General features: G+C 58.1%; 20 protein-coding genes. 10 read left to right on the top strand and 10 right to left on the bottom strand.

Going from position 1 to position 18,523, the window contains the following annotated elements:
• Positions 1-24: 24 nt before the first annotated feature.
• The 3 genes from pyrF to PSQ90_RS08025 are packed head-to-tail and all read right to left on the bottom strand — an operon-like array spanning position 25 to position 1,934.
• Positions 25-723: an orotidine-5'-phosphate decarboxylase gene (gene pyrF, locus PSQ90_RS08035; protein WP_282212869.1), complete on the bottom strand. Its 699-nt coding sequence runs from the start codon at positions 721-723 to the stop codon at positions 25-27.
• Between the two features lie 48 nt (positions 724-771).
• Positions 772-1,383 carry a histidine phosphatase family protein gene (locus tag PSQ90_RS08030; protein ID WP_282212868.1) on the bottom strand — a complete coding sequence of 204 codons (612 nt, stop codon included), beginning with the start codon at positions 1,381-1,383 and terminating at the stop codon, positions 772-774.
• A 2-nt stretch (positions 1,384-1,385) separates the two neighbouring features.
• A complete protein-coding gene (locus tag PSQ90_RS08025) occupies positions 1,386-1,934 on the bottom strand; it encodes an NADPH-dependent FMN reductase (RefSeq protein WP_282212867.1) in 549 nt (182 codons plus the stop codon).
• A gap of 118 nt (positions 1,935-2,052) precedes the next feature.
• Here PSQ90_RS08025 and PSQ90_RS08020 point away from each other — a divergent pair, with 118 nt between their 5' ends.
• Positions 2,053-2,463 carry a VOC family protein gene (locus PSQ90_RS08020; RefSeq protein ID WP_282212866.1) on the top strand — a complete coding sequence of 137 codons (411 nt, stop codon included), beginning with the start codon at positions 2,053-2,055 and terminating at the stop codon, positions 2,461-2,463.
• Between the two features lie 21 nt (positions 2,464-2,484).
• Here the strand turns inward: PSQ90_RS08020 and dnaJ are convergent, their stop codons facing one another.
• The 3 genes from dnaJ to dnaK form a co-directional block, all read right to left on the bottom strand.
• Positions 2,485-3,639, bottom strand: a complete 1,155-nt coding sequence (gene dnaJ, locus PSQ90_RS08015; RefSeq protein ID WP_282212865.1) for a molecular chaperone DnaJ — start codon at positions 3,637-3,639, stop codon at positions 2,485-2,487.
• A gap of 273 nt (positions 3,640-3,912) precedes the next feature.
• Positions 3,913-4,389, bottom strand: a complete 477-nt coding sequence (locus PSQ90_RS08010) for a hypothetical protein (RefSeq protein WP_282212864.1) — start codon at positions 4,387-4,389, stop codon at positions 3,913-3,915.
• Between the two features lie 150 nt (positions 4,390-4,539).
• Positions 4,540-6,453, bottom strand: coding sequence for a molecular chaperone DnaK (dnaK, locus tag PSQ90_RS08005; RefSeq protein WP_282212863.1), 1,914 nt, complete (start codon positions 6,451-6,453; stop codon positions 4,540-4,542).
• 297 nt (positions 6,454-6,750) lie between these two features.
• Between dnaK and pabB the strand changes: the two genes are divergently transcribed.
• Both pabB and pncA read left to right on the top strand, forming a co-directional pair.
• On the top strand, positions 6,751-8,487 hold the full coding sequence (gene pabB / locus PSQ90_RS08000) for an aminodeoxychorismate synthase component I (RefSeq protein ID WP_282212862.1): 1,737 nt from the start codon (positions 6,751-6,753) through the stop codon (positions 8,485-8,487).
• A 3-nt stretch (positions 8,488-8,490) separates the two neighbouring features.
• Complete coding sequence (gene pncA, locus PSQ90_RS07995; protein WP_282212861.1) at positions 8,491-9,126, top strand: bifunctional nicotinamidase/pyrazinamidase; 636 nt, start codon at positions 8,491-8,493, stop codon at positions 9,124-9,126.
• A gap of 46 nt (positions 9,127-9,172) precedes the next feature.
• Here the strand turns inward: pncA and grpE are convergent, their stop codons facing one another.
• On the bottom strand, positions 9,173-9,760 hold the full coding sequence (grpE, locus tag PSQ90_RS07990; RefSeq protein WP_282212860.1) for a nucleotide exchange factor GrpE: 588 nt from the start codon (positions 9,758-9,760) through the stop codon (positions 9,173-9,175).
• 81 nt (positions 9,761-9,841) lie between these two features.
• Positions 9,842-10,915, bottom strand: a complete 1,074-nt coding sequence (gene hrcA / locus PSQ90_RS07985; protein WP_282212859.1) for a heat-inducible transcriptional repressor HrcA — start codon at positions 10,913-10,915, stop codon at positions 9,842-9,844.
• Between the two features lie 144 nt (positions 10,916-11,059).
• Between hrcA and rph the strand changes: the two genes are divergently transcribed.
• From rph to hemW, 3 genes are all read left to right on the top strand, one after another.
• Entirely contained in the window at positions 11,060-11,776 is a 717-nt protein-coding gene (gene rph / locus PSQ90_RS07980) for a ribonuclease PH (RefSeq protein WP_282212858.1), read from the top strand.
• 166 nt (positions 11,777-11,942) lie between these two features.
• Positions 11,943-12,590 carry a non-canonical purine NTP pyrophosphatase gene (locus tag PSQ90_RS07975; protein ID WP_282212857.1) on the top strand — a complete coding sequence of 216 codons (648 nt, stop codon included), beginning with the start codon at positions 11,943-11,945 and terminating at the stop codon, positions 12,588-12,590.
• A 35-nt stretch (positions 12,591-12,625) separates the two neighbouring features.
• Complete coding sequence (gene hemW, locus PSQ90_RS07970) at positions 12,626-13,786, top strand: radical SAM family heme chaperone HemW (RefSeq protein WP_282212856.1); 1,161 nt, start codon at positions 12,626-12,628, stop codon at positions 13,784-13,786.
• 3 nt (positions 13,787-13,789) lie between these two features.
• Here hemW and PSQ90_RS07965 read toward each other — a convergent pair whose 3' ends face one another.
• The gene (locus PSQ90_RS07965; protein WP_282212855.1) at positions 13,790-15,073 is read right to left on the bottom strand and encodes a penicillin-binding protein activator; all 1,284 of its coding nucleotides are present in this window, start codon (positions 15,071-15,073) and stop codon (positions 13,790-13,792) included.
• Positions 15,074-15,196: 123 nt separating this feature from the next.
• On the opposite strand from PSQ90_RS07965, the gene rsmI reads away from it, so the two are divergent.
• The 4 genes from rsmI (at position 15,197) to PSQ90_RS07945 (ending at position 18,115) form a co-directional block, all read left to right on the top strand.
• Positions 15,197-16,096 carry a 16S rRNA (cytidine(1402)-2'-O)-methyltransferase gene (gene rsmI, locus PSQ90_RS07960; RefSeq protein ID WP_282212854.1) on the top strand — a complete coding sequence of 300 codons (900 nt, stop codon included), beginning with the start codon at positions 15,197-15,199 and terminating at the stop codon, positions 16,094-16,096.
• The gene (locus PSQ90_RS07955; protein ID WP_282212853.1) at positions 16,074-16,451 is read left to right on the top strand and encodes a YraN family protein; all 378 of its coding nucleotides are present in this window, start codon (positions 16,074-16,076) and stop codon (positions 16,449-16,451) included. Before rsmI ends, PSQ90_RS07955 begins: the two co-directional genes overlap by 23 nt.
• 10 nt (positions 16,452-16,461) lie before the next feature.
• Positions 16,462-17,403: a glutathione synthase gene (gene gshB / locus PSQ90_RS07950; RefSeq protein ID WP_282212852.1), complete on the top strand. Its 942-nt coding sequence runs from the start codon at positions 16,462-16,464 to the stop codon at positions 17,401-17,403.
• Positions 17,404-17,482: 79 nt separating this feature from the next.
• Positions 17,483-18,115, top strand: a complete 633-nt coding sequence (locus tag PSQ90_RS07945; RefSeq protein WP_282212851.1) for a MarC family protein — start codon at positions 17,483-17,485, stop codon at positions 18,113-18,115.
• A gap of 261 nt (positions 18,116-18,376) precedes the next feature.
• On the opposite strand, the gene PSQ90_RS07940 is transcribed toward PSQ90_RS07945, so the two are convergent.
• A complete protein-coding gene (locus PSQ90_RS07940) occupies positions 18,377-18,499 on the bottom strand; it encodes a hypothetical protein (RefSeq protein ID WP_282212850.1) in 123 nt (40 codons plus the stop codon).
• Between the last annotated feature and the right edge of the window lie 24 nt (positions 18,500-18,523).

Raw genomic sequence — 18,523 nt, 5'->3', positions numbered from 1 at the left:
TAAGGCTCTAGCAGTAACAAGGCCCTACGCCAACCGCGTCCCGCCAGCCATTTCCGTCAGAATGGCTCGTGCGGCGGCGGCAGGGTCGGCGGTTTGAACGATGGGCCGCGCAACAACCAGATGCGTTGAGCCTGCATCAAGGGCCTGTCGCGGTGTCACCACCCGCTTTTGATCGCCGCTGTCTGAACCCGCAGGCCGAATGCCGGGCGTGACGATGGCCATACCCTGCCCGACAATTTGCCGAACCATGGCTGCTTCATGGGCCGCGCAGACCAGGCCGCCAATACCGGCCTTTTTTGCCTGATCGGCCCGCAGGGACACCAGCCCTGCCGTGTCACGAGCAAACCCGGCCTCAGCAACATCATTGTCGTCCATCGAGGTCAGAACCGAAACGCCAAGGATGGTCAATCCTGATCCGGCAGCACCGCGCACCGCTGCCCGCATCGCTTGCGGATAGCCATGAACGGTCAACATGGTTGCACCCGTGGCCGCAATTGCTGCCACGCCTTTTTCAACCGTATTGTCGATATCGAGCAGCTTGAGATCGAAAAATACCTTCTTGCCTGCGGCCAGCAGTGCCTTGCCCAGCGCAAATCCATCGGCTCCGTAAAAACACTGATAGCCAATCTTGAAAAAATCGACGCTGCCGTCCAGCGCCTCAATGATGGTCTCAGCCTGCTGGCGCGTGTCGACGTCGAGGCCAACAATCAGTTGTCCACTCATGAAGTTCATCTCCCAGGATTTCGCGCTTCCTTGCCACAGCCGACGCCCTTAGGCAATGGAGAGGTCCTGCCAGTTGGACGGCAGCGCTTCAAATGGTGTCCAATCGCCGATCAGCACCCCGGTCGCCCAATCAAATATCAACCCGTTGCCGCCGCCCGGATCCCCGCTATGGGATTGGTCCTCGCTGCGGTTAATCGCTCTCTTGGCAACATGGCACTTGAGCAATGTGCCCACGGCCCCATGGCCGCAAAAGACCACCGGGCCATCGGCTTCGGACAGCACCTCATCAACCGCCCTGACAATCCGGGCCTGCGCGTCGATCGCGCGTTCCCATCCGGCATAAGAATTTTCCGGTTCCCCAAAAAACCGATTCGCCGCCGCCTCGAATTCCTCTTTGGGCAAAAAGCCTGTCGCGGACCGATCATTCTCGTTGAAAGCCTCGCCATATGTAACCCGCTGATCTGTACTAGCAGCCAGAATCTGAGCCAGATCCATCGCCTTGCGTTCAGCGCTGGAACATAGCCGCGTTGCACGATCAAGCTTTAGCCGCTGCGATAATGCCTCGGCCCGCCTGCGACCAATTGCCGAAAGGGTCCATTGCGACACATCAATTGCTGGATCCATTTCAACCTGCGGGTGGCTGAGATAGAGCGAGAGCATTCTCAGACCCCGCGACTGAAATGGGTCAGCTCAATCACCATCTGATCGATCTTGCGCGTGGTGGCGGGCTCAATGAAGTTGCCGTCCGCATCAATTGCCTGCTCCACCGGTCCGATCCCTAAAAGCGTCGGCACCACCAGTGCCCCGATCTTGCTGAGGCTGTCGCGCAGATGAGACTGCGCCCAGATCGTTCCGTACTTTCCCGAACTGACGCCGCCAATCCCGAATACCGCGTGACGGAAAGGGCTGGGCCGTTGCCGACTGAGCCAGGCAATCGTATTGACCATCAGCGGTGTTATCCCGCCATTATATTCTGGGCAGGCGATGAAAATAACATCGTGCGTGCGAAACATTTCCGCCAACCGACTCGCTGCTGCTGGCACATTATCCGGCTCCAGATCTTCATTAAAGATCGGCATGTCGAAGTCGGCCAGATCAAGCGCGGTAACGGCCACCCCGGCCTCGCTCAGCTTGTGGCCCACATGCTGCTGCAATTGGCGATTGTGCGATCCGCGGCGGATGGAGCCGGAAAGTGTCAAGGCGGTGGTCATATGCAGTTCCTGTTTAATTTACACAACTTTGCCCGCCCACTCTGGCGGGCGCAACCCCGCTGTCGCCTCCGCGAACGCCTGGTGCTATTCTTTATCTTTCCGATGTTGGGAGGGTAGAATGGCCACTAGTGTTTTCATCAACCTGCCGGTCAATAATCTTGAACTGGCCAAGGCGTTTTTTACCAAACTGGGATGGAGCTTCAATCCCGATTTCACCGATGAAACGGCGGCTTGCATGGTGATTTCAGACACCATTTTCGCCATGCTGTTGACGCATGAGAAATTTGCCCAATTCACCCCGCGCCCCATCGCGGACGCCCACAAGGTCAGCGAAATGCTGATTGCGCTTAATCGCGACAGCCAAACCGAAGTTGACGCACTGGTCGACAAGGCAACGGCGGCGGGCGGCAGTGAGCCACGGGCGCTTCAGGATCTGGGCTTTATGTATTCGCGCGCTTTTGCCGACCTTGACGGTCACATCTGGGAAATTTTCTGGATGGACCCAGCCGCCATCCCGCAAACTGAATAATATGACGGCGCCGTCATTTCTCTAAACTTCGAACATCTTTTTGAGCTTGTCGAAAAAGCCATCCGATGTCGGATTGGTTTTTTCAGTGGTCAGGTTCTGGAATTCCTCGAGCAATTCGCGCTGACGGCGGCTTAGATGCTGGGGTGTTTCGATATCAAGCTGAACGTAAAGATCGCCTGTATCCTTGGTGCGGAGCACCGGCATGCCCTTGCCTTTGAGCCGAACTCGTTGACCCGGCTGGGTCCCCGCCGAAACCTTGACCTTGGCACGGGTGCCATCAAGCGTCGGCACTTCAAACTCACCACCGAGCGCTGCTGTCGTCATCGCGATGGGCACGCGCGCATATAAATCGGCCCCCTCGCGCTGGAACAGATCATGGGGGCGTAGCGAAATGAAAATATAGAGGTCGCCCGGAGGGCCACCGCGCAGCCCGGCTTCGCCCTCATTGGCAAGGCGAATGCGCGTCCCATCCTCAATGCCTTTGGGAATATCGACCGAGAGCTTGCGATTTTCCTGGCGCCGCCCCTGCCCGCCGCAATCGGTACACGGCTCATCCATCATTTCACCGCGCCCCTGACAAACGGGGCAGGTGCGCTCAATAGTGAAAAAGCCCTGCGCTGCCCGAACCTTGCCGTGGCCATTGCACTGGCGGCAGGTGTGCTTGCCGGTGCCCGGCTTGGCGCCCGAACCATCGCAAGTTGTGCACCCGACAAGCGTTGGGACATCGACCTCGACAGTCCGGCCCAAAAAGCTCTCTTCGAGCGAAATTTCCAGATTATAGCGCAGATCGGAGCCGCGCATCCGCGCCGAACCGCCGCCGCCGCCCCGGCGTTGTGCACCACCGCCACCGCCGCCGCCCATGAAGTCGCCAAAAATGTCTTCGAAAATATCGGACATAGACGAAGAAAACTCAGGGCCGAACCCCGCGCCCCCGCGCCCGCCGCCACCATTTTCAAAGGCAGCGTGGCCGAAACGGTCATAGGCTGCCCGTTTCTGGCCGTCTTTCAAAGTATCATAGGCCTCGCTGATTTCCTTGAACTTGGCCTCGGCTTCGCTGTTGCCGGGGTTACGGTCAGGGTGGTGCTGCATGGCGAGCTTGCGGTATGCGCTCTTGAGCGCAGCTTCATCCGCGCCTTTCTGGACGCCGAGCACATCGTAAAAATCACGTTTGGCCAAGTAGTCGTTCTCCTAGCGCGGCAGCCGAAACTGATCCGGTGCGCATCACAGGTCAAAAATACTGCTCCCTAGATGGCCATCAATATTGCTGCCCGCAAGGGGGAAGCCCGATTTGCCTGACCATCAGGAAAATTCGCCCCGCTCTTAACAAGGCTTGCCCTTCCATTCAATGCCAACAAAAAGCCCGGTGCAAAGACCGGGCTGGGTGATTCACGTGAAACCGTTGGCGCGTGTGAATTTATACCAAGGATGATTTAGCTCAGTCGTGCAAAATCAACCCTCCACTTCTTCGGCTTCGAGCCGGTCAGCACTGGTGATGCCGTGCTCCATCAGCTTGCGCCGCGCTGCATTGACCTCGTCGACCGAAAAGACGTCATCGTGCCGCAAGACCACCGCTTCGCCGGTCAGATCGCCGCGACCATTGGCCACCAAAATATCGAAACCTTCGGTAACGCCGTCTTCCATCATCAGGTCAGCCAGAACGCGCTGCGCGCCGACGCGCTTGTGCTTGGCCCGAATTTTAGTCAGCTTGGATGACTTGCCTGCCGCCGCAGTCTTGAATTCCTCGGCCGCAGCAATGGCGGTCCAGAATTCGCGCTCGACGCCGGCGTCGTGGCCTTCGCCCACCAGTTCGGCAATGCGAAGCTTGCAGTTGAAGGCCAGATCCTCGTGGCCCAGACGCACGGCATTGGCCATGAGTTTGCGCAGTTTAACGGGATCGGTGAATGTTTGGGGGTCTGGAATGTTCATAGGCCATCATAGGCCATGTCGTCTGGAATACCTAGAACAAAGGCAGCATCAGGCGATTAGCCGCATAGGCGGATAGGAGACGGAAGCGGCCACACAAACGAAAAAGGGCCCGGCTTTGCGCCGGACCCTTCAATCTTGAACTGAACCGGTCTATGCCGATTTCTGATCGTCGTCCTTGACCTCTTCGAAGTCAGCATCAACGACATCATCTTCTTCGCTGTCTTCATCGCTTCCATTGGCCTTGGCTTCAGCCTCGGCCTGGCTGGCCTTGTACATGGCTTCGCCCAGTTTCATTGATGCTTCGGCCAGCGCGTTGGTCTTTTCCTTGATCACTTCGCCATCATCACCGTCAATGACGGCCTTGAGCTCGGCAACCGCAGTTTCTATCGCGCCCTTTTCTTCGGCCGAGACCTTGTCGCCATATTCTGACAACGATTTCTCGGTCGAGTGGATGAGGCTTTCGCCCTGGTTCTTGGCTTCGACAGCTTCGCGTTTCTTCTTGTCGGCTTCAGCGTTCTGTTCTGCCTCTTCCACCATCTTTTCGATGTCAGAGTCTGACAGACCACCCGAGGCCTGAATGCGGATCTGTTGTTCCTTGCCAGTGCCCTTGTCCTTGGCCGACACATTGACGATGCCGTTAGCATCGATGTCGAAGGTTACCTCGATCTGCGGTACGCCGCGCTGCGCAGGCGGAATACCGGCCAAATCGAAATTGCCCAGCAGCTTGTTGTTGACCGCCATTTCGCGTTCACCCTGGAACACGCGGATGGTCACCGCAGACTGGTTGTCTTCAGCGGTCGAGAAGGTCTGGCCCTTCTTTGTCGGGATCGTGGTGTTACGATCGATCAGCCGGGTGAACACGCCACCCAGCGTCTCGATGCCCAGCGACAGCGGGGTCACATCGAGCAACAACACGTCCTTGACGTCGCCCTGCAACACGCCGGCCTGAATGGCAGCACCAAGCGCCACAACTTCATCGGGATTGACGCCCTTGTGGGGGTCCTTGCCGAACAGTTGCTTGACCACTTCCTGAACCTTGGGCATGCGACTCATGCCACCGACCAGCACAACTTCGTCGATCTGGGCAGCGGTAACACCGGCATCCTTGAGCGCCTGCTTGCAAGGCTCAATGGTCTTCTGGACCAGATCATCAACCAGCGTTTCAAACTTGGAACGCGACAGTTTCAGGGTCAAATGCTTGGGGCCCGATGCATCGGCAGTGATGAAGGGCAGGTTGATTTCAGTCTGGGTCGAAGCCGACAGCTCGATCTTGGCCTTTTCGGCAGCTTCCTTGAGGCGCTGCAGAGCCAGTTTGTCGCTGCGCAGGTCAATACCCTGCTCTTTCTTGAACTCGTCGGCAAAATAATCGACCAGACGCATGTCAAAGTCTTCACCGCCAAGGAAAGTATCGCCGTTGGTGGATTTGACTTCAAATACGCCATCGCCAATTTCGAGCACCGAGACGTCGAACGTGCCACCACCAAGGTCATAAACCGCGATGGTTCCGGCAGCCTTCTTGTCGAGGCCGTAAGCGAGCGCTGCAGCAGTGGGCTCGTTGATGATGCGCAATACTTCAAGCCCGGCGATCTTGCCGGCATCCTTGGTTGCCTGACGCTGACTGTCATTAAAATACGCAGGAACGGTGATAACGGCCTGGGTGACATTCTCGCCCAGATAGCTCTCAGCAGTTTCCTTCATCTTCTGCAGGATCATGGCTGAAACCTGGCTTGGCGAATATTTGTCGCCCGAAGCTTCCACCCATGCATCGCCATTGTCGGCCTTGACGATCTTGAAGGGGACCAGATCCTTGTCCTTGCCCACAACCTTGTCGTCATAGCGGCGCCCGATCAGGCGCTTGACTGCGAACAGCGTACCTTCAGGATTGGTAACAGCCTGACGCTTGGCCGGCTGACCCACCAGACGCTCTCCATCCTTGGAAAATGCCACCATCGACGGCGTCGTGCGCGCGCCTTCGGCGTTTTCGATCACTTTCGGGTTCGATCCATCCATCACTGCAACGCAGCTATTGGTGGTTCCGAGGTCAATACCGATTACTTTAGCCATTATAAATGCCTCTCTTTCAGCAAACCCATTTGAGACCCTTGGCAAAAAGCAGTCTCGCGGTCGCGGAACGACCGGGTTCCTATACCTTTGAACGTGCCCTGACAAAGGGCTTGGAGGCTATATAAGGAGGGCCGCCGAATGCTTCAAGCACTGTTCGGTGTAAAATGGGCTGCGCTTGACTGACCCGAACCATCTGATCAGCTTTGCAAAACCACTGCGCCCGATTACAAACGCGCCATGATTGCACCCGGTACTGTCCTGCTTCACGACACTATAAATCCGTCCGGACAGAACTTTTTGTTCACCCGGCCGGAGGAAATATTGTGTGCCCACGACGTGTCAGGTGCCCGTGCCGCGTTGGCTCGTCTTGAGCAGGCTCAGGCCGAAGGACTATGGGCTGCCGGTTATCTGGCCTATGAACTGGGCTATCTTTTCGAAGAGCGCCTGCTCCACCTGTTGCCGCAAAAATCGGCAACGCCGCTCCTTTGGCTTGGACTTTATCAGATCCCGCAAAAGTTTGATCGGGATGGCGCCCTCGGCTGGCTCGATGCCGAAGCTGATGCGACCCTACCCGGTCGCGCCAAAAATATCCGGCCCTCATGGGATCAGACCGACTATGGCGAAGCCTTTGAGGCGATAAAATCCTATATCGCGGCGGGCGACGTCTATCAGATCAATTTGACCTTCAAGACGCTGTTTGAACTCGAAGGCAGCCCGATTGCGCTCTATCGCAATCTGGTTCGGCAGCAAAATGTCAGCTATGGCGCGCTGATCGCGACACAGAACCGGACCATTCTGTCGCGCTCGCCCGAACTGTTTGTCGCCAATACAGCCGGTACGCTGACTGCCCGTCCGATGAAAGGCACCCGTCCGCGTGGTCGGTCTTTGGCTGAGGATGCTCTGGATCGCAGCGCCTTGGCCAACGATCCGAAAAACCGCGCCGAAAATCTGATGATCACCGATTTGTTGCGCAATGATCTGGGCCGCATCGCCGAGATCGGCAGCGTCCAGGTCAGTGATCTGTTTACCGTTGAAACCTACCGCAGCCTGCACACAATGACCTCAGGCATCGCCGCAAAAATGCGGCCGGGCCTGCGCACAACCGAGATTTTGGCCAATCTTTTTCCCTGCGGCTCGATCACCGGCGCGCCTAAAGTGCGGGCGATGGAAATTATCGCAGCGCTCGAGGCCGGACCGCGCGGCCTTTATTCCGGCGCCATCGGCTATTTCGCCCCCGATGGCGATTTTTGTCTGAATGTCGCGATTCGCACCTTGGTCATTGACCAGGATGGTCGCGGCCAGATCGGCATTGGTGGCGGCATTGTTGCCGATAGCGTGCTGGCTGACGAATATGACGAGGCTTTGCTGAAGATGAAATTCCTGACCGATCCGCCCACACCCGTTGCCCTTATCGAAACGCTGCGCTGGGATGCCGAGAACGGCTATGCCCTACTGGAGCGCCACCTGGATCGATTGGTGGCATCCTGCAGTTATTTTCAGATCGAGTGTGATCGCGAAAAGATCGAAAAATTGCTCGAGGAATCTGCAAGGGATTACGTCGGTACCATGCGCGTCCGGCTGCTGCTCGATGAGCGGGCGGGCCCATCGGTCAGCGCCGTTCCGCTGCCGCCCAATTCGCCGGTTTTCCGCTTTACGCTTGCGCCCGAGCCCTTGAATTCAGCCAGCATCTGGTTGGCTCACAAAACGACTAATCGCGCCTTTTACGATCAGCCACGCATAAGTGCTGCAAAGGAACTTGGCGTCGATGAAGTCGTATTCTGCAACGAAAAGGGAGAGCTGACTGAAGGCTCGATCACCAATATCTTCATAAGGCGCGCTGGCATATTGCTAACGCCACCGCTCACCGCAGGGCTTTTGCCGGGCACGTTGCGTGCCGATTTGCTAGCGTCTGGCAGGGCACGTGAGGCACGATTGACCCCCACTGATCTGCGCCAATCGGATCAGATCTATCTTGGCAATTCGGTTCGTGGTTTGCTGGTAGCAGAGTTTGTTGAAAAGACAAAAGCGAGTTGAAAGATGGCGCTCAGCATTTATCCAGATGATGTCTTGATCGTTGTCGATGTGCAGAACGATTTTCTGCCCAGGGGCAATCTGGCGGTTGCGGACGGCGATGCCATTATTCCCCTGATCAATCGACTGGCTAAAAAATTCACCAACGTCGTTCTGACGCAGGACTGGCATCCGGCTGACCATATATCGTTTGCCTCCAACCACCCCGGCAAAGCGCCGTTCGAGACCATCGAGCTTACCTATGGTACCCAGGTCCTGTGGCCTGACCACTGCGTCTGGCAAACCAGGGGCGCTGAGCTGGCGGACAAGCTTGATATTCCCCATGCCCAGCTGATCATTCGCAAAGGCTATGATCGCGCCGTCGATAGCTATTCAGCTTTTGAAGAAGCAGACCGACTGTCGCGCACCGGCCTCAGCAGCTATTTGCGCGAGCGGGGGCTCAGTCAGCTCTATGTCGTGGGACTGGCAACTGACTATTGCGTTGGCTGGACCGCGCTCGATGGCGTGGTGGGCGGCTTTGATGTGACAGTAATCGAAGACGCAACCCGGGGCATTGACAATGCGGGCTCTCTGGATCGGGCCTGGGCCGATATGGCCGATGCCGGGGTCAAACGCATCGCCAGCCGCCAGATATTGGACTAGTGCCCCCGCCCGATGGGCGAGGGATAGATTGATTAAGGCGGAGGATCTAGGCGCTCTTGTCGACCGCCTCATCGCCTTCGGTGTGACTGGCACCACCCTTGGCAACGCCCACCATCGCAGGCCGCAACACCCGTTCGCCAATGGCAAATCCGGCTTGAACCACTTGCACCACAGTACCCTCGGGCTTGGTGGGATCGGGCACTTCAAACATCGCCTGATGCCGGTGCGGATCAAACTTGAGCCCTTCGGCTTCAATTGGTTTGACCCCGTGCTTGGCCAAAAGCCGCTGCATTTCGCGCTCGGTCATTTCAATGCCGTCAATCAGCGATTTGGTCGTGGCATCGCCGCTTTCGCGAGCCTCGGCGGGCAGAACCGTCATTGCGCGGTTAAGGGCATCGGTAGCGCTGAGCATGTCGCGGGCAAATCCGGCAATGGAATAGCTGCGCGTGTCGGCGATTTCGCGCTCGGTGCGTTTGCGCAGATTTTCCATTTCCGCAATGGTGCGCAATAGCCGATCCTTGAGTTCGGCGTTCTCGGTCCGCAGGGCGTCGACCGGATCGATCTCTGGAGCGGTCTCTACTGCTTCGGCTTCGAATTCGGTTTCTGGCTCTGGCGTCGCGTTCTCGTCGCTCATGTGTATTTTCCGCAAGTTAAAGGATTTGCCAGCCATATCGGCCAACCGGGCAGCAATTTCAAGCCTTGGCGTGCGACTGGCTCACTTGCGAGCCATCATCGCGCTGATCACGTGGGCGGTATAATCGACAACCGGCACGATGCGCGCATAATTCAATCGCGTCGGCCCAATGACCCCAAGAACGCCGACAACCTTGTCATTGGCGTCCTTATAGGGGCTCAGAATGACAGATGATCCCGAAAGGGAAAACAGCTTGTTTTCCGAGCCGATGAATATCCGCACGCCCTGTGCTGTTTCAGCGTCACCCAGAAGTTCAAGCAAGCCATCCTTGCTTTCCAGCTCATCGAACAATTGTCGCATCCGCGCCAGATCGTCCGAGGCCATGGTGTCATTGATCAGATTGGCGCGCCCGCGCACGATGATCGTGGGCTGCTCGCTGCCCGACGGCTGGGCCAGCGTTGCCAGCCCCTCATCGACCAACTTCTGGGTCAATTCATCCAGTTCGGCCCGCTGTTCGGCGCGTTGGGCCGACAACGCCTTGCGCGCCTCGGCAATGGTGCGGCCAACCACATGATGGGCCAGATAATTGCTGGCCTGCTGCAAAGCGCTCGCCGTCAGCCCCGGCGGCAGGGGCACGATGCGGTTTTCCACCTGCCCGTCCTGCCCCACCATCACCGCCATCGCCTGCTGGGTATCAAGTCGCACAAATTCGAGATGTTTGAGCACCATGTCCGATTTGGCGGCGATCACGACGCCCGCGCCCTGGCTTAGGCCCGACAGCAAGGAACTGGCCTCGGTCAGTGCATTTTCCACCTGCCCCTGACTGCCCGAACCCTGAAAATGTTGCGAGATTTGGCTGCGTTCACGTTCATCGACCGTGCCAACCTCGAGCATGGCATCGACAAAAAACCGCAAGCCTTCCTGAGTCGGCGCCCGCCCGGCGGAGGTATAGGGCGCGGCAATCAGGCCAAGATCCTCAAGATCGGCCATGACGTTGCGCACCGACGCTGGTGACAATCCCACCTGAAGCATCCGACTGAGATCGCGTGACCCCACCGGCATCCCGGTATCAAGATACCGTTCGACGATCTTTCTAAAAATGTCCTGACTGCGGGTATTGAGAACAACCAGAAAGTCTTCGGGTGGTTTGACCATGGGTTTGGCTAAAATTGTCCGCTTTAACGCTCTTGCATCATTTAAGCGCAAACCAGCCCCGCGCCAAGCGCCTCTGGCTTGTGAGTGGGGCGAATGAGGGTTAAGAGGCGGTTAATGTGAATTTTGCCTAAGGTGATTTGACCCATGCGGCCATCCGGACGCCAGACCGACCAAATGCGCGACGTGACCATTGAACGCGGCGTTTCGCTCAAAGCCGAAGGCTCAGCCCTTGTCAGCTTTGGCGCGACCAAGGTGCTGGTCACCGCCAGCGTTGAAACCAGCCTGCCGGGGTGGTTGCGCGGCAAGGGACAAGGCTGGGTCACCGCCGAATATGGCATGTTGCCCCGCGCCACCGGCAGCCGCAACCGTCGCGAAGCCACTGCCGGCAAGCAGTCGGGCCGCACCCAGGAAATTCAACGCCTGATCGGCCGTTCGCTGCGCGCAATTGTCGATCTGCAGGCTTTGGGCGAAGCCCAGATCACCGTGGATTGCGACGTCCTTGAGGCTGATGGCGGCACCCGCACCGCCGCGATCACGGGCGCCTATGTGGCGCTGGCCGACGCCATCAAATGGATGGAAGCGCGCCAGCTGACCAAAGGCCCCGTGTTGCGTGATTCGGTCGCTGCCGTTTCCTGCGGCATTTACCGCGGCACCCCGGTGCTTGATCTTGACTATCTCGAAGACGTGGAAGCCCATACCGACGCCAACTTCGTCATGACTGGTTCGGGTAAATTTGTTGAAATTCAAGGCACCGCCGAACAGGCCCCCTTTAGCCGCGACGAACTTGATGCGCTGATGGGGCTCGCTGAAAAAGGCATCGGCGAATTGAGTGCAATGCAAGAAGCGGCTTTGGCCAAATGAATCTCTTCAACTGGTTTAAGCGACGCTCCACCCAGTCTGAAACATCCCGTGGCAACGTCGACCGCGGTGCGCCCGGCCAGTCTTGTCCAATCTGGCATGATGTCTCGCGCGCCCTTAATCAGGCTCAGTCCAACCAGCCCAATCGCAATCGCGCCCGGGGCCAGCGATGAGCTCCATCGCCAAATTGCGTTCGGGTAACCGGCTGGTGCTGGCTTCGCACAATCTGGGCAAGCTGGCCGAATTTCAGGAACTGTTTGCCCCATTTGGTCTCGAAATCATTTCGGCGGGTGCGCTGGATCTGCCAGAGCCCGAAGAAACCGGTACTACATTTGCCGAAAACGCCCGTATCAAGGCGCATGCCGCCGCCAAGGCTGCCAATATGCTGGCGCTGAGCGATGATTCGGGCCTGTGCGTCGATGCGCTGGACGGCGATCCGGGCGTCTATACCGCCAATTGGGCCGGTCCCAACAAGGATTTTACCCACGGCATGAAACGGGTGGAAGATGCGTTGCAGGCCGCCAATGCCACAACGCCTGCCCAGCGCCATGCCTTTTTTAACGCCACGCTTTGCCTGGCCCATCCCGATGGGCGCGATGTGCTCTATGAGGGTCGGGTCGATGGCACGCTGGTCTGGCCGCCGCGCGGTGATCTGGGGTTCGGCTTTGATCCGGTGTTCATGCCAACCGGCTTTGACATCACCTTTGGGGAGATGCCCTCCTCTGACAAACATTCCTGGTCTCACGGCCAGATCGGACTTTCGCATCGCGCGCGCGCCTTTGCCAAATTTGTTGAGGGCGCCATTGAGCGGGAATGAACCCCGACGCGGTGAACTGGATTTCGGAGTCGATCATGCCTTTTGAAAAGTCCAATGATCTGTTCGGCATTTATGTGCATTGGCCGTTCTGCGCCGCCAAATGCCCCTATTGCGATTTTAATTCGCACGTTCATCGTGGCCCGTTCGACGAGCAGGCCTATGTCGCGGCCTATGAGCGCGAAATCGCCCATGCTGCCAGCCTGACGCCGGGGCGGTCCGTCCAGTCGATCTTTTTTGGCGGCGGCACGCCATCGTTGATGAGTCCATGGGCGGTCGAAGCTATCCTCAAGGCCATCGCGCGCCATTGGCATGTGCAGGCAGGGGCCGAAATAACGCTTGAGGCCAACCCGACCAGCGTTGAGGTTGATCGTTTCAAGGGCTTTCGCGCCGCTGGCATCAATCGCGTCTCGCTGGGCGTGCAATCGCTGCGCCCCAAACCATTGGCCGATCTGGGTCGACGCCATAGTGTCGAAGAGGCGGTCGCGGCGGTTCGGGTTGCCCAATCGGTGTTCGAACGTTCCAGTTTTGATCTGATCTATGCCCGTCCCCACCAGACGCTTGAGGATTGGGAAGACGAACTCAAGGAAGCGCTGTGGATGGCTAATGGCCATATCTCGCTCTACCAACTGACCATCGAGCAGGGCACACGCTATTTTGACCTGCACAAAGCGGGCAAGCTGGCTATGCCCGATGAGGATATGTCGGCCGACTTTTACGAATTGACCCAGGAACTGACCGCCGCCGCTGGCCTGCCTGCCTACGAGATTTCTAACCATGCCCGTCCGGGGCAGGAAAGCCTGCATAATCTCTTGTATTGGCGTTACGGCGAATATGTCGGCATTGGTCCGGGTGCCCATGGCCGCCTGCTGATCAATAATGAGCGCCACGCCACGGCAACCGAAATGCTGCCATTTGAATGGCAGAAAAAGGTTTTGGCGGCGGGCCATGGCCAGACCGTTGATGATGTCTTGACTTGGGAAGAACAGGGTGACGAATTTCTGGTCATGGGTCTGCGCCTGCGCGAAGGCATATCACCGCAGCGCTTTACCGCCATTTCGGGACGCCAGATTTCGGCCCAGCAGATCAGCGACCTCAAATCTTACGGCTTTGTTGAAACCCTGCCCAACGGCAATATCCGCGTCACCGATCGTGGATGGCCCGTTCTCGATGCGGTTGTTGCCGATCTTGCCGCCTAGCGCCTAAAGCCGCGGCCCATCGACAACGCTTGAACCACCGGGCACCACCTGCTTGACCACCAGCGCATAGTCGGCCTGCCCGTTGGGCTTGAAGCGGAAAATCCCGTCGCGCCCCCGGAATCCGGCGGGCGCGGTCATTGTCGCTGCATCATAGCGCGGCGTTGCCATCGACAGAGCTGAGGCATTGGCCAGAATGGTTGCCGTATAGGCAATGGTTGTCAGCGGATGCGGCGTGCTGCCGAATTGGCGCTGATAATCGCTGGCAATGGCATTGTAGCCTGCAGGATCGACCGCCGGATAAATCGCGCCAGTCAAATAGCTGGCATTGCGAATGGCATTGTCCCCTTCCCAATCGGCTGACCCGATAATGGCAATGGCCGAGCGGTTAATGCCCCCTTGCTCAATCATCGCGCCAAAGCTGGGAGCGGTGCCGCGATCGGGCAGAAACACCGCGTCAACCTGGCCACCGGCAATCTGGGGCAGCAATTGGGCTGTGACCGATCGCGCCTCGTTCTCGTTGGAAAAATGATAGATCGCAGCCGGTGTTACGCCCAACGACCGGCTCGCCTGAACAAATGCCCGCTCCTGCACCCGACCAAAGGCTGTGTTGGGGAAAATCGCGGCAAAGCCTTTTCGCCCCTGCGCCTGTGCCAGCGTCAGGCTGCGCTTAACCTCATTTTCGGGCAGAACGCTGAGCAGATATACCCCGGGCCCGGCAGCACTCGCATCATTGGAAAACCCGATAACCGGCACACCGGCGGCGCGCGCCACCGATCCGGCGGCCCGCACCTGATCGGCTTTGAGTGGGCCCAATATGAGGCTGGCGCCTTCGGCAACCGCCGCCCTCGTTGCCTGTGCCGCGCCACCCGCGCTGCCGCCGCTATCCTTGAGTACAACCGTAATATTGTCAGAAATGCTGCCACTGGTTTCGATATAGTTCATCGCCAGCCGCGCCCCATTGGCCATCGAAGTGCCGACACTGGACAATCCCGCATCCCCGCTCAATGGCAGGATCAGGGCGATCCGAACTGGTCCCCGGCCAAAACTTTGGCCGCTGGTTTGAACAGGGGTGCCCGGTAACCCGATTGGCACAATCTGATTGGCCATGGCATCGGGCACATCGGCCTGCGGCAGGCTGGGGCCCGGCCAGCTTATCGTGCGCGAGCCAATGGCATATTCGCCCGGCGCGCAGCCAGCCAGAACAGCCAGCGCCACCCCGGCAATACCCGCGCGTCGGCACCAGCCAAAAATCCGGTTCTGCGTTGAACTGTTGTACGTTCGGCTCACGCCTGTCCCCTATGCCGGTCGCGTTGGCTTTCGAACTCGACCAAGTTTGGTCCGATTGGGTTAACCAAATCTATACAAACAGTCTGTGGCTGTTAAAACAGCGCCAGCAACGAGGCCCTCTATTTGACCAACGAACAGCAAAAATCCGGCACTTACTTCATTACCGGCACGGCATTTGCCGCACCCAAACTCGCTCCCGGTCTTTACGCGGTGGCCACGCCGATTGGTAATCTGCGCGATATCACCCTGCGGGCGCTGGAAACCCTGGCCGCTGCCGATCTGGTTCTATGCGAGGATACGCGGCTGTCGGCCCGTCTGCTGGATCACTATGGGATCAAGGGGCCGCGCATGGCCTTGCATCAGCACAATGAGCGCGCCCGGATTGATAATATCATCGCTCGCTTGCAGCAAGGGCAGGCCATCGCCCTGATTTCGGACGCGGGGACGCCGCTGCTGTCTGATCCGGGCTTTCCGCTGATTCGCGCCCTCGGGGAAGCTGGCCTGCCGGTTTTCGCCATCCCCGGCGCCTCGGCACTGCTTTCAGCAATGGTGGTTGCAGGCCTGCCGACCGACGCTTTTACCTTCCACGGGTTCTTGCCCACCAAGACCGGCGCGCGGCTCAAGGCGCTCGCGGGAATGGCTGATTCACGTGAAACTTTGGTCTTTTATGAAAGTCCCAGGCGCCTTGACGATTGTCTTGCGGCCATGGGCGAAGCCTTTGGCGCCGACCGGCAGGCGGCGGTGGCGCTTGAACTGACCAAGCGCTTTGAGCGCGTGCATCGCGGCTCGCTGGCTGAGCTGGCACAAGAGTTTGCACAGGGCGAAACCAGGGGCGAGGCGGTCATTGTGGTGGCTGGCGCACCAGAAGCCACCCCGATTGCCGCCGATGATTGGCAGGCAGTGTTGGTCGATGCCCTGGCCGACCAACCCCTGCGGGCCGCCGTTGATGAAATCAGCACCGCTTTCGGGCTTAAGCGCAAACAGGTTTATGATGCCGCCCTTGCCCTCAAAGCCAAAAAGTAACGCCCGCCAAAAGGCCCATCGCGGGGGCCATCTTGCTGAATTTTGGGCCGCCTGGTTCCTGCGGCTGCAACTCTATTCAATCCTTGAAACGCGCTATAAAACCCCGGTTGGCGAGGTCGATCTGGTGGCCCGACGCGGCGAAACGCTGGTTTTTGTCGAGGTCAAGGCGCGCCAGAGCAGCGCTAATCTTGCCAGTGCGCTAGAAGCGGTCAATACCAGAAGGATCAGCCACGCCGCCGCTCATTATTTGGCACGTCACCCTGATTCTGGACAATTGACCTGCCGGTTCGACGTGATTTTCCTTGCGCCGGGCCACTGGCCGCGCCATGTCAGAAACGCCTTTCAAGCTCGCTAGGAAAAAGTAGATGTCGCTCAAAGTTGCCGTTCAGATGGACCATGTCGCCAGCATCAATCCAGGCGGCGATTCAACCTTCGCCCTGATGCTCGAAGCCCAGGCGCGCGGCCATGAGCTGCTCCATTATACTCCCGATACGCTGGCCCTGCGCGATAATGTGGTAACAGCGCTCGCCGCCCCGATTTCGGTTTTTGACCTACCCAAAGGCGAACATTTCAAGCTTGGTGAGGCAAGTCGGGTCGATCTGTCGACCCAGGACGTCATTCACATGCGTCAGGATCCGCCCTTTGACATGAACTATATAACGCTGACCCATGTGTTGGAGCGTTTGCATCCCAAAACATTGGTGGTCAATCCACCCGCCGCCGTGCGCAACGCGCCGGAAAAAATTCTTGTTACCGATTTTCCACAGTTGATGCCGCCAACGTTGGTGACGCGGGATCGCGCCATGATCCACGATTTCCGCAAGGAGCACGGCAACATCATCGTCAAGCCGCTATACGGCAATGGCGGGGCGGGCGTCTTCTTCATTCAGGAGGGCGACCACAATCTGGTTTCGCTGCTTGAACTGTTCGAGCAGAACTACCGCGAACCGTTCATGATCCAGAAATACCTTCCCGATGTGCGCAAGGGCGACAAGCGTATCATCATCATTGATGGCGAACCGGTTGCCGGGCTCAACCGCATCCCTGCCGAGGGCGAGGCACGTTCCAACATGCATGTCGGCGGGCGGCCCGAAATATCGGAGTTGACCGACCGCGAACGCGAAATTTGCGCCACTATCGCCCCGGCGCTCAAAGAGCGAGACATGATCTTTGTCGGCATAGACGTTATTGGCGACTATCTTACAGAGATCAATGTCACTTCCCCCACTGGCATCCGGGAAATCAAGCGCTTCGGCGGGCCCGATATTGCTGTATTGATCTGGGACGCCATCGAAAAGCGGCGCTGACTATTGCAACGCTTGTCCCGCAAGCCAATTCAGTTAGGCTGACGCGACAAAATTATTTCCGCCTGATTTGGAGTGCCCAATGCCGACGAGTGTCTTCTTTGTCGCTTTTGCGACCCTGTTCGCCACGGTAGGCGTTGCCGATATTGCCTTCATTTTTGCGGCCCTGACCAAGGACAATACCCCCGCCGAGCGCCGCCTGTTCGCAACGCGTGGCGTGTTGGTCGCCGGGTTCATCCTGTTGTTCTTCGGTCTATTGGGTAATCAGATCCTTGATCTGTTCGGCATCACCATCCCTGCACTGCGCACCGCGGGTGGTGTCCTGTTGTTGTTGATCGCCATCGACATGGTGTTTGCGCGCCATTCCGGTGGCACCGGCACCACCGATGAAGAGGAAACCGAATCGCACAAGCGCGATGATATTTCAGTGTTCCCACTGGCCCTGCCGCTTTTGGCTGGCCCCGGCGCAATTTCGGCAATGATCCTGCTGACTACCGGCGCCAAGTCCGATCTCGAATTCTGGCTGGTGTTGGCGGCCCTCGCAGCCATCATGATATTGGCGTGGCTGACCCTGTTGGTCGCCATTCCCATTCAGCGTCTGTTGGGCCTGACGGGCCTGTCGGTCATGTCGCGCGTCATGGGTATTTTGCTGTCAGCGCTGGCTATTCAGTTTGTCTTTGATGGGGTCAAGACCAGTGGCCTGCTGGGTGGCTAGCGTCATTTGTTTCAAATGCCAGCGTTAAGCAATACTTAACCCAATCATTGACCCAGCGTTCCGGCGAGCGCTGATATGGGCGGCAACTTATGTGGAGCCCTGACATGCGCATCGCCGCCGTGATTATTCTGATCATGTTTGCCATCATGTCGACTGCTGCCGCCAATCGCCAAACCGGGGCGATCGTGCCGCAGTCACAATCGGCTGTCTGAGATGGCGGCCAGTCGGAACTGGCCGCCCTGCACGCAATTACATGGACTGCTACTTTTTTTTGTGCGCGCCCAGCGTTGACGTGTTGGCTGCCGCTGCTACCGCCCCTGCCTTGGGCGTTTCTTTCTTCGGCTTTTTGGCTTCCTTGTTGCTCTTCATCTGACCCTTGGCCATGTGCGTCTCCTGACACGACGGGCG

Source organism: Devosia rhodophyticola (assembly GCF_028816475.1).
Classification (GTDB): domain Bacteria; phylum Pseudomonadota; class Alphaproteobacteria; order Rhizobiales; family Devosiaceae; genus Devosia; species Devosia rhodophyticola.
Note: the sequence above shows the minus strand (reverse complement) of the source record. Positions and strands in the feature narration are given on the sequence as shown.

Coding starts and splice junctions, on each gene's coding strand:
- dnaK (WP_282212863.1), bottom strand. CDS start 6,453: ATGGCTAAAGTAATCGGTATTGACCTCGGAACCACCAATAGCTGCGTT.
- PSQ90_RS08020 (WP_282212866.1), top strand. CDS start 2,053: ATGGCCACTAGTGTTTTCATCAACCTGCCGGTCAATAATCTTGAACTG.
- rph (WP_282212858.1), top strand. CDS start 11,060: ATGCGGCCATCCGGACGCCAGACCGACCAAATGCGCGACGTGACCATT.
- PSQ90_RS08030 (WP_282212868.1), bottom strand. CDS start 1,383: ATGCTCTCGCTCTATCTCAGCCACCCGCAGGTTGAAATGGATCCAGCA.
- PSQ90_RS07945 (WP_282212851.1), top strand. CDS start 17,483: ATGCCGACGAGTGTCTTCTTTGTCGCTTTTGCGACCCTGTTCGCCACG.
- PSQ90_RS08025 (WP_282212867.1), bottom strand. CDS start 1,934: ATGACCACCGCCTTGACACTTTCCGGCTCCATCCGCCGCGGATCGCAC.
- PSQ90_RS07975 (WP_282212857.1), top strand. CDS start 11,943: ATGAGCTCCATCGCCAAATTGCGTTCGGGTAACCGGCTGGTGCTGGCT.
- PSQ90_RS07940 (WP_282212850.1), bottom strand. CDS start 18,499: ATGGCCAAGGGTCAGATGAAGAGCAACAAGGAAGCCAAAAAGCCGAAG.
- gshB (WP_282212852.1), top strand. CDS start 16,462: ATGTCGCTCAAAGTTGCCGTTCAGATGGACCATGTCGCCAGCATCAAT.
- PSQ90_RS08010 (WP_282212864.1), bottom strand. CDS start 4,389: ATGAACATTCCAGACCCCCAAACATTCACCGATCCCGTTAAACTGCGC.
- hemW (WP_282212856.1), top strand. CDS start 12,626: ATGCCTTTTGAAAAGTCCAATGATCTGTTCGGCATTTATGTGCATTGG.
- pncA (WP_282212861.1), top strand. CDS start 8,491: ATGGCGCTCAGCATTTATCCAGATGATGTCTTGATCGTTGTCGATGTG.
- grpE (WP_282212860.1), bottom strand. CDS start 9,760: ATGAGCGACGAGAACGCGACGCCAGAGCCAGAAACCGAATTCGAAGCC.
- hrcA (WP_282212859.1), bottom strand. CDS start 10,915: ATGGTCAAACCACCCGAAGACTTTCTGGTTGTTCTCAATACCCGCAGT.
- pyrF (WP_282212869.1), bottom strand. CDS start 723: ATGAGTGGACAACTGATTGTTGGCCTCGACGTCGACACGCGCCAGCAG.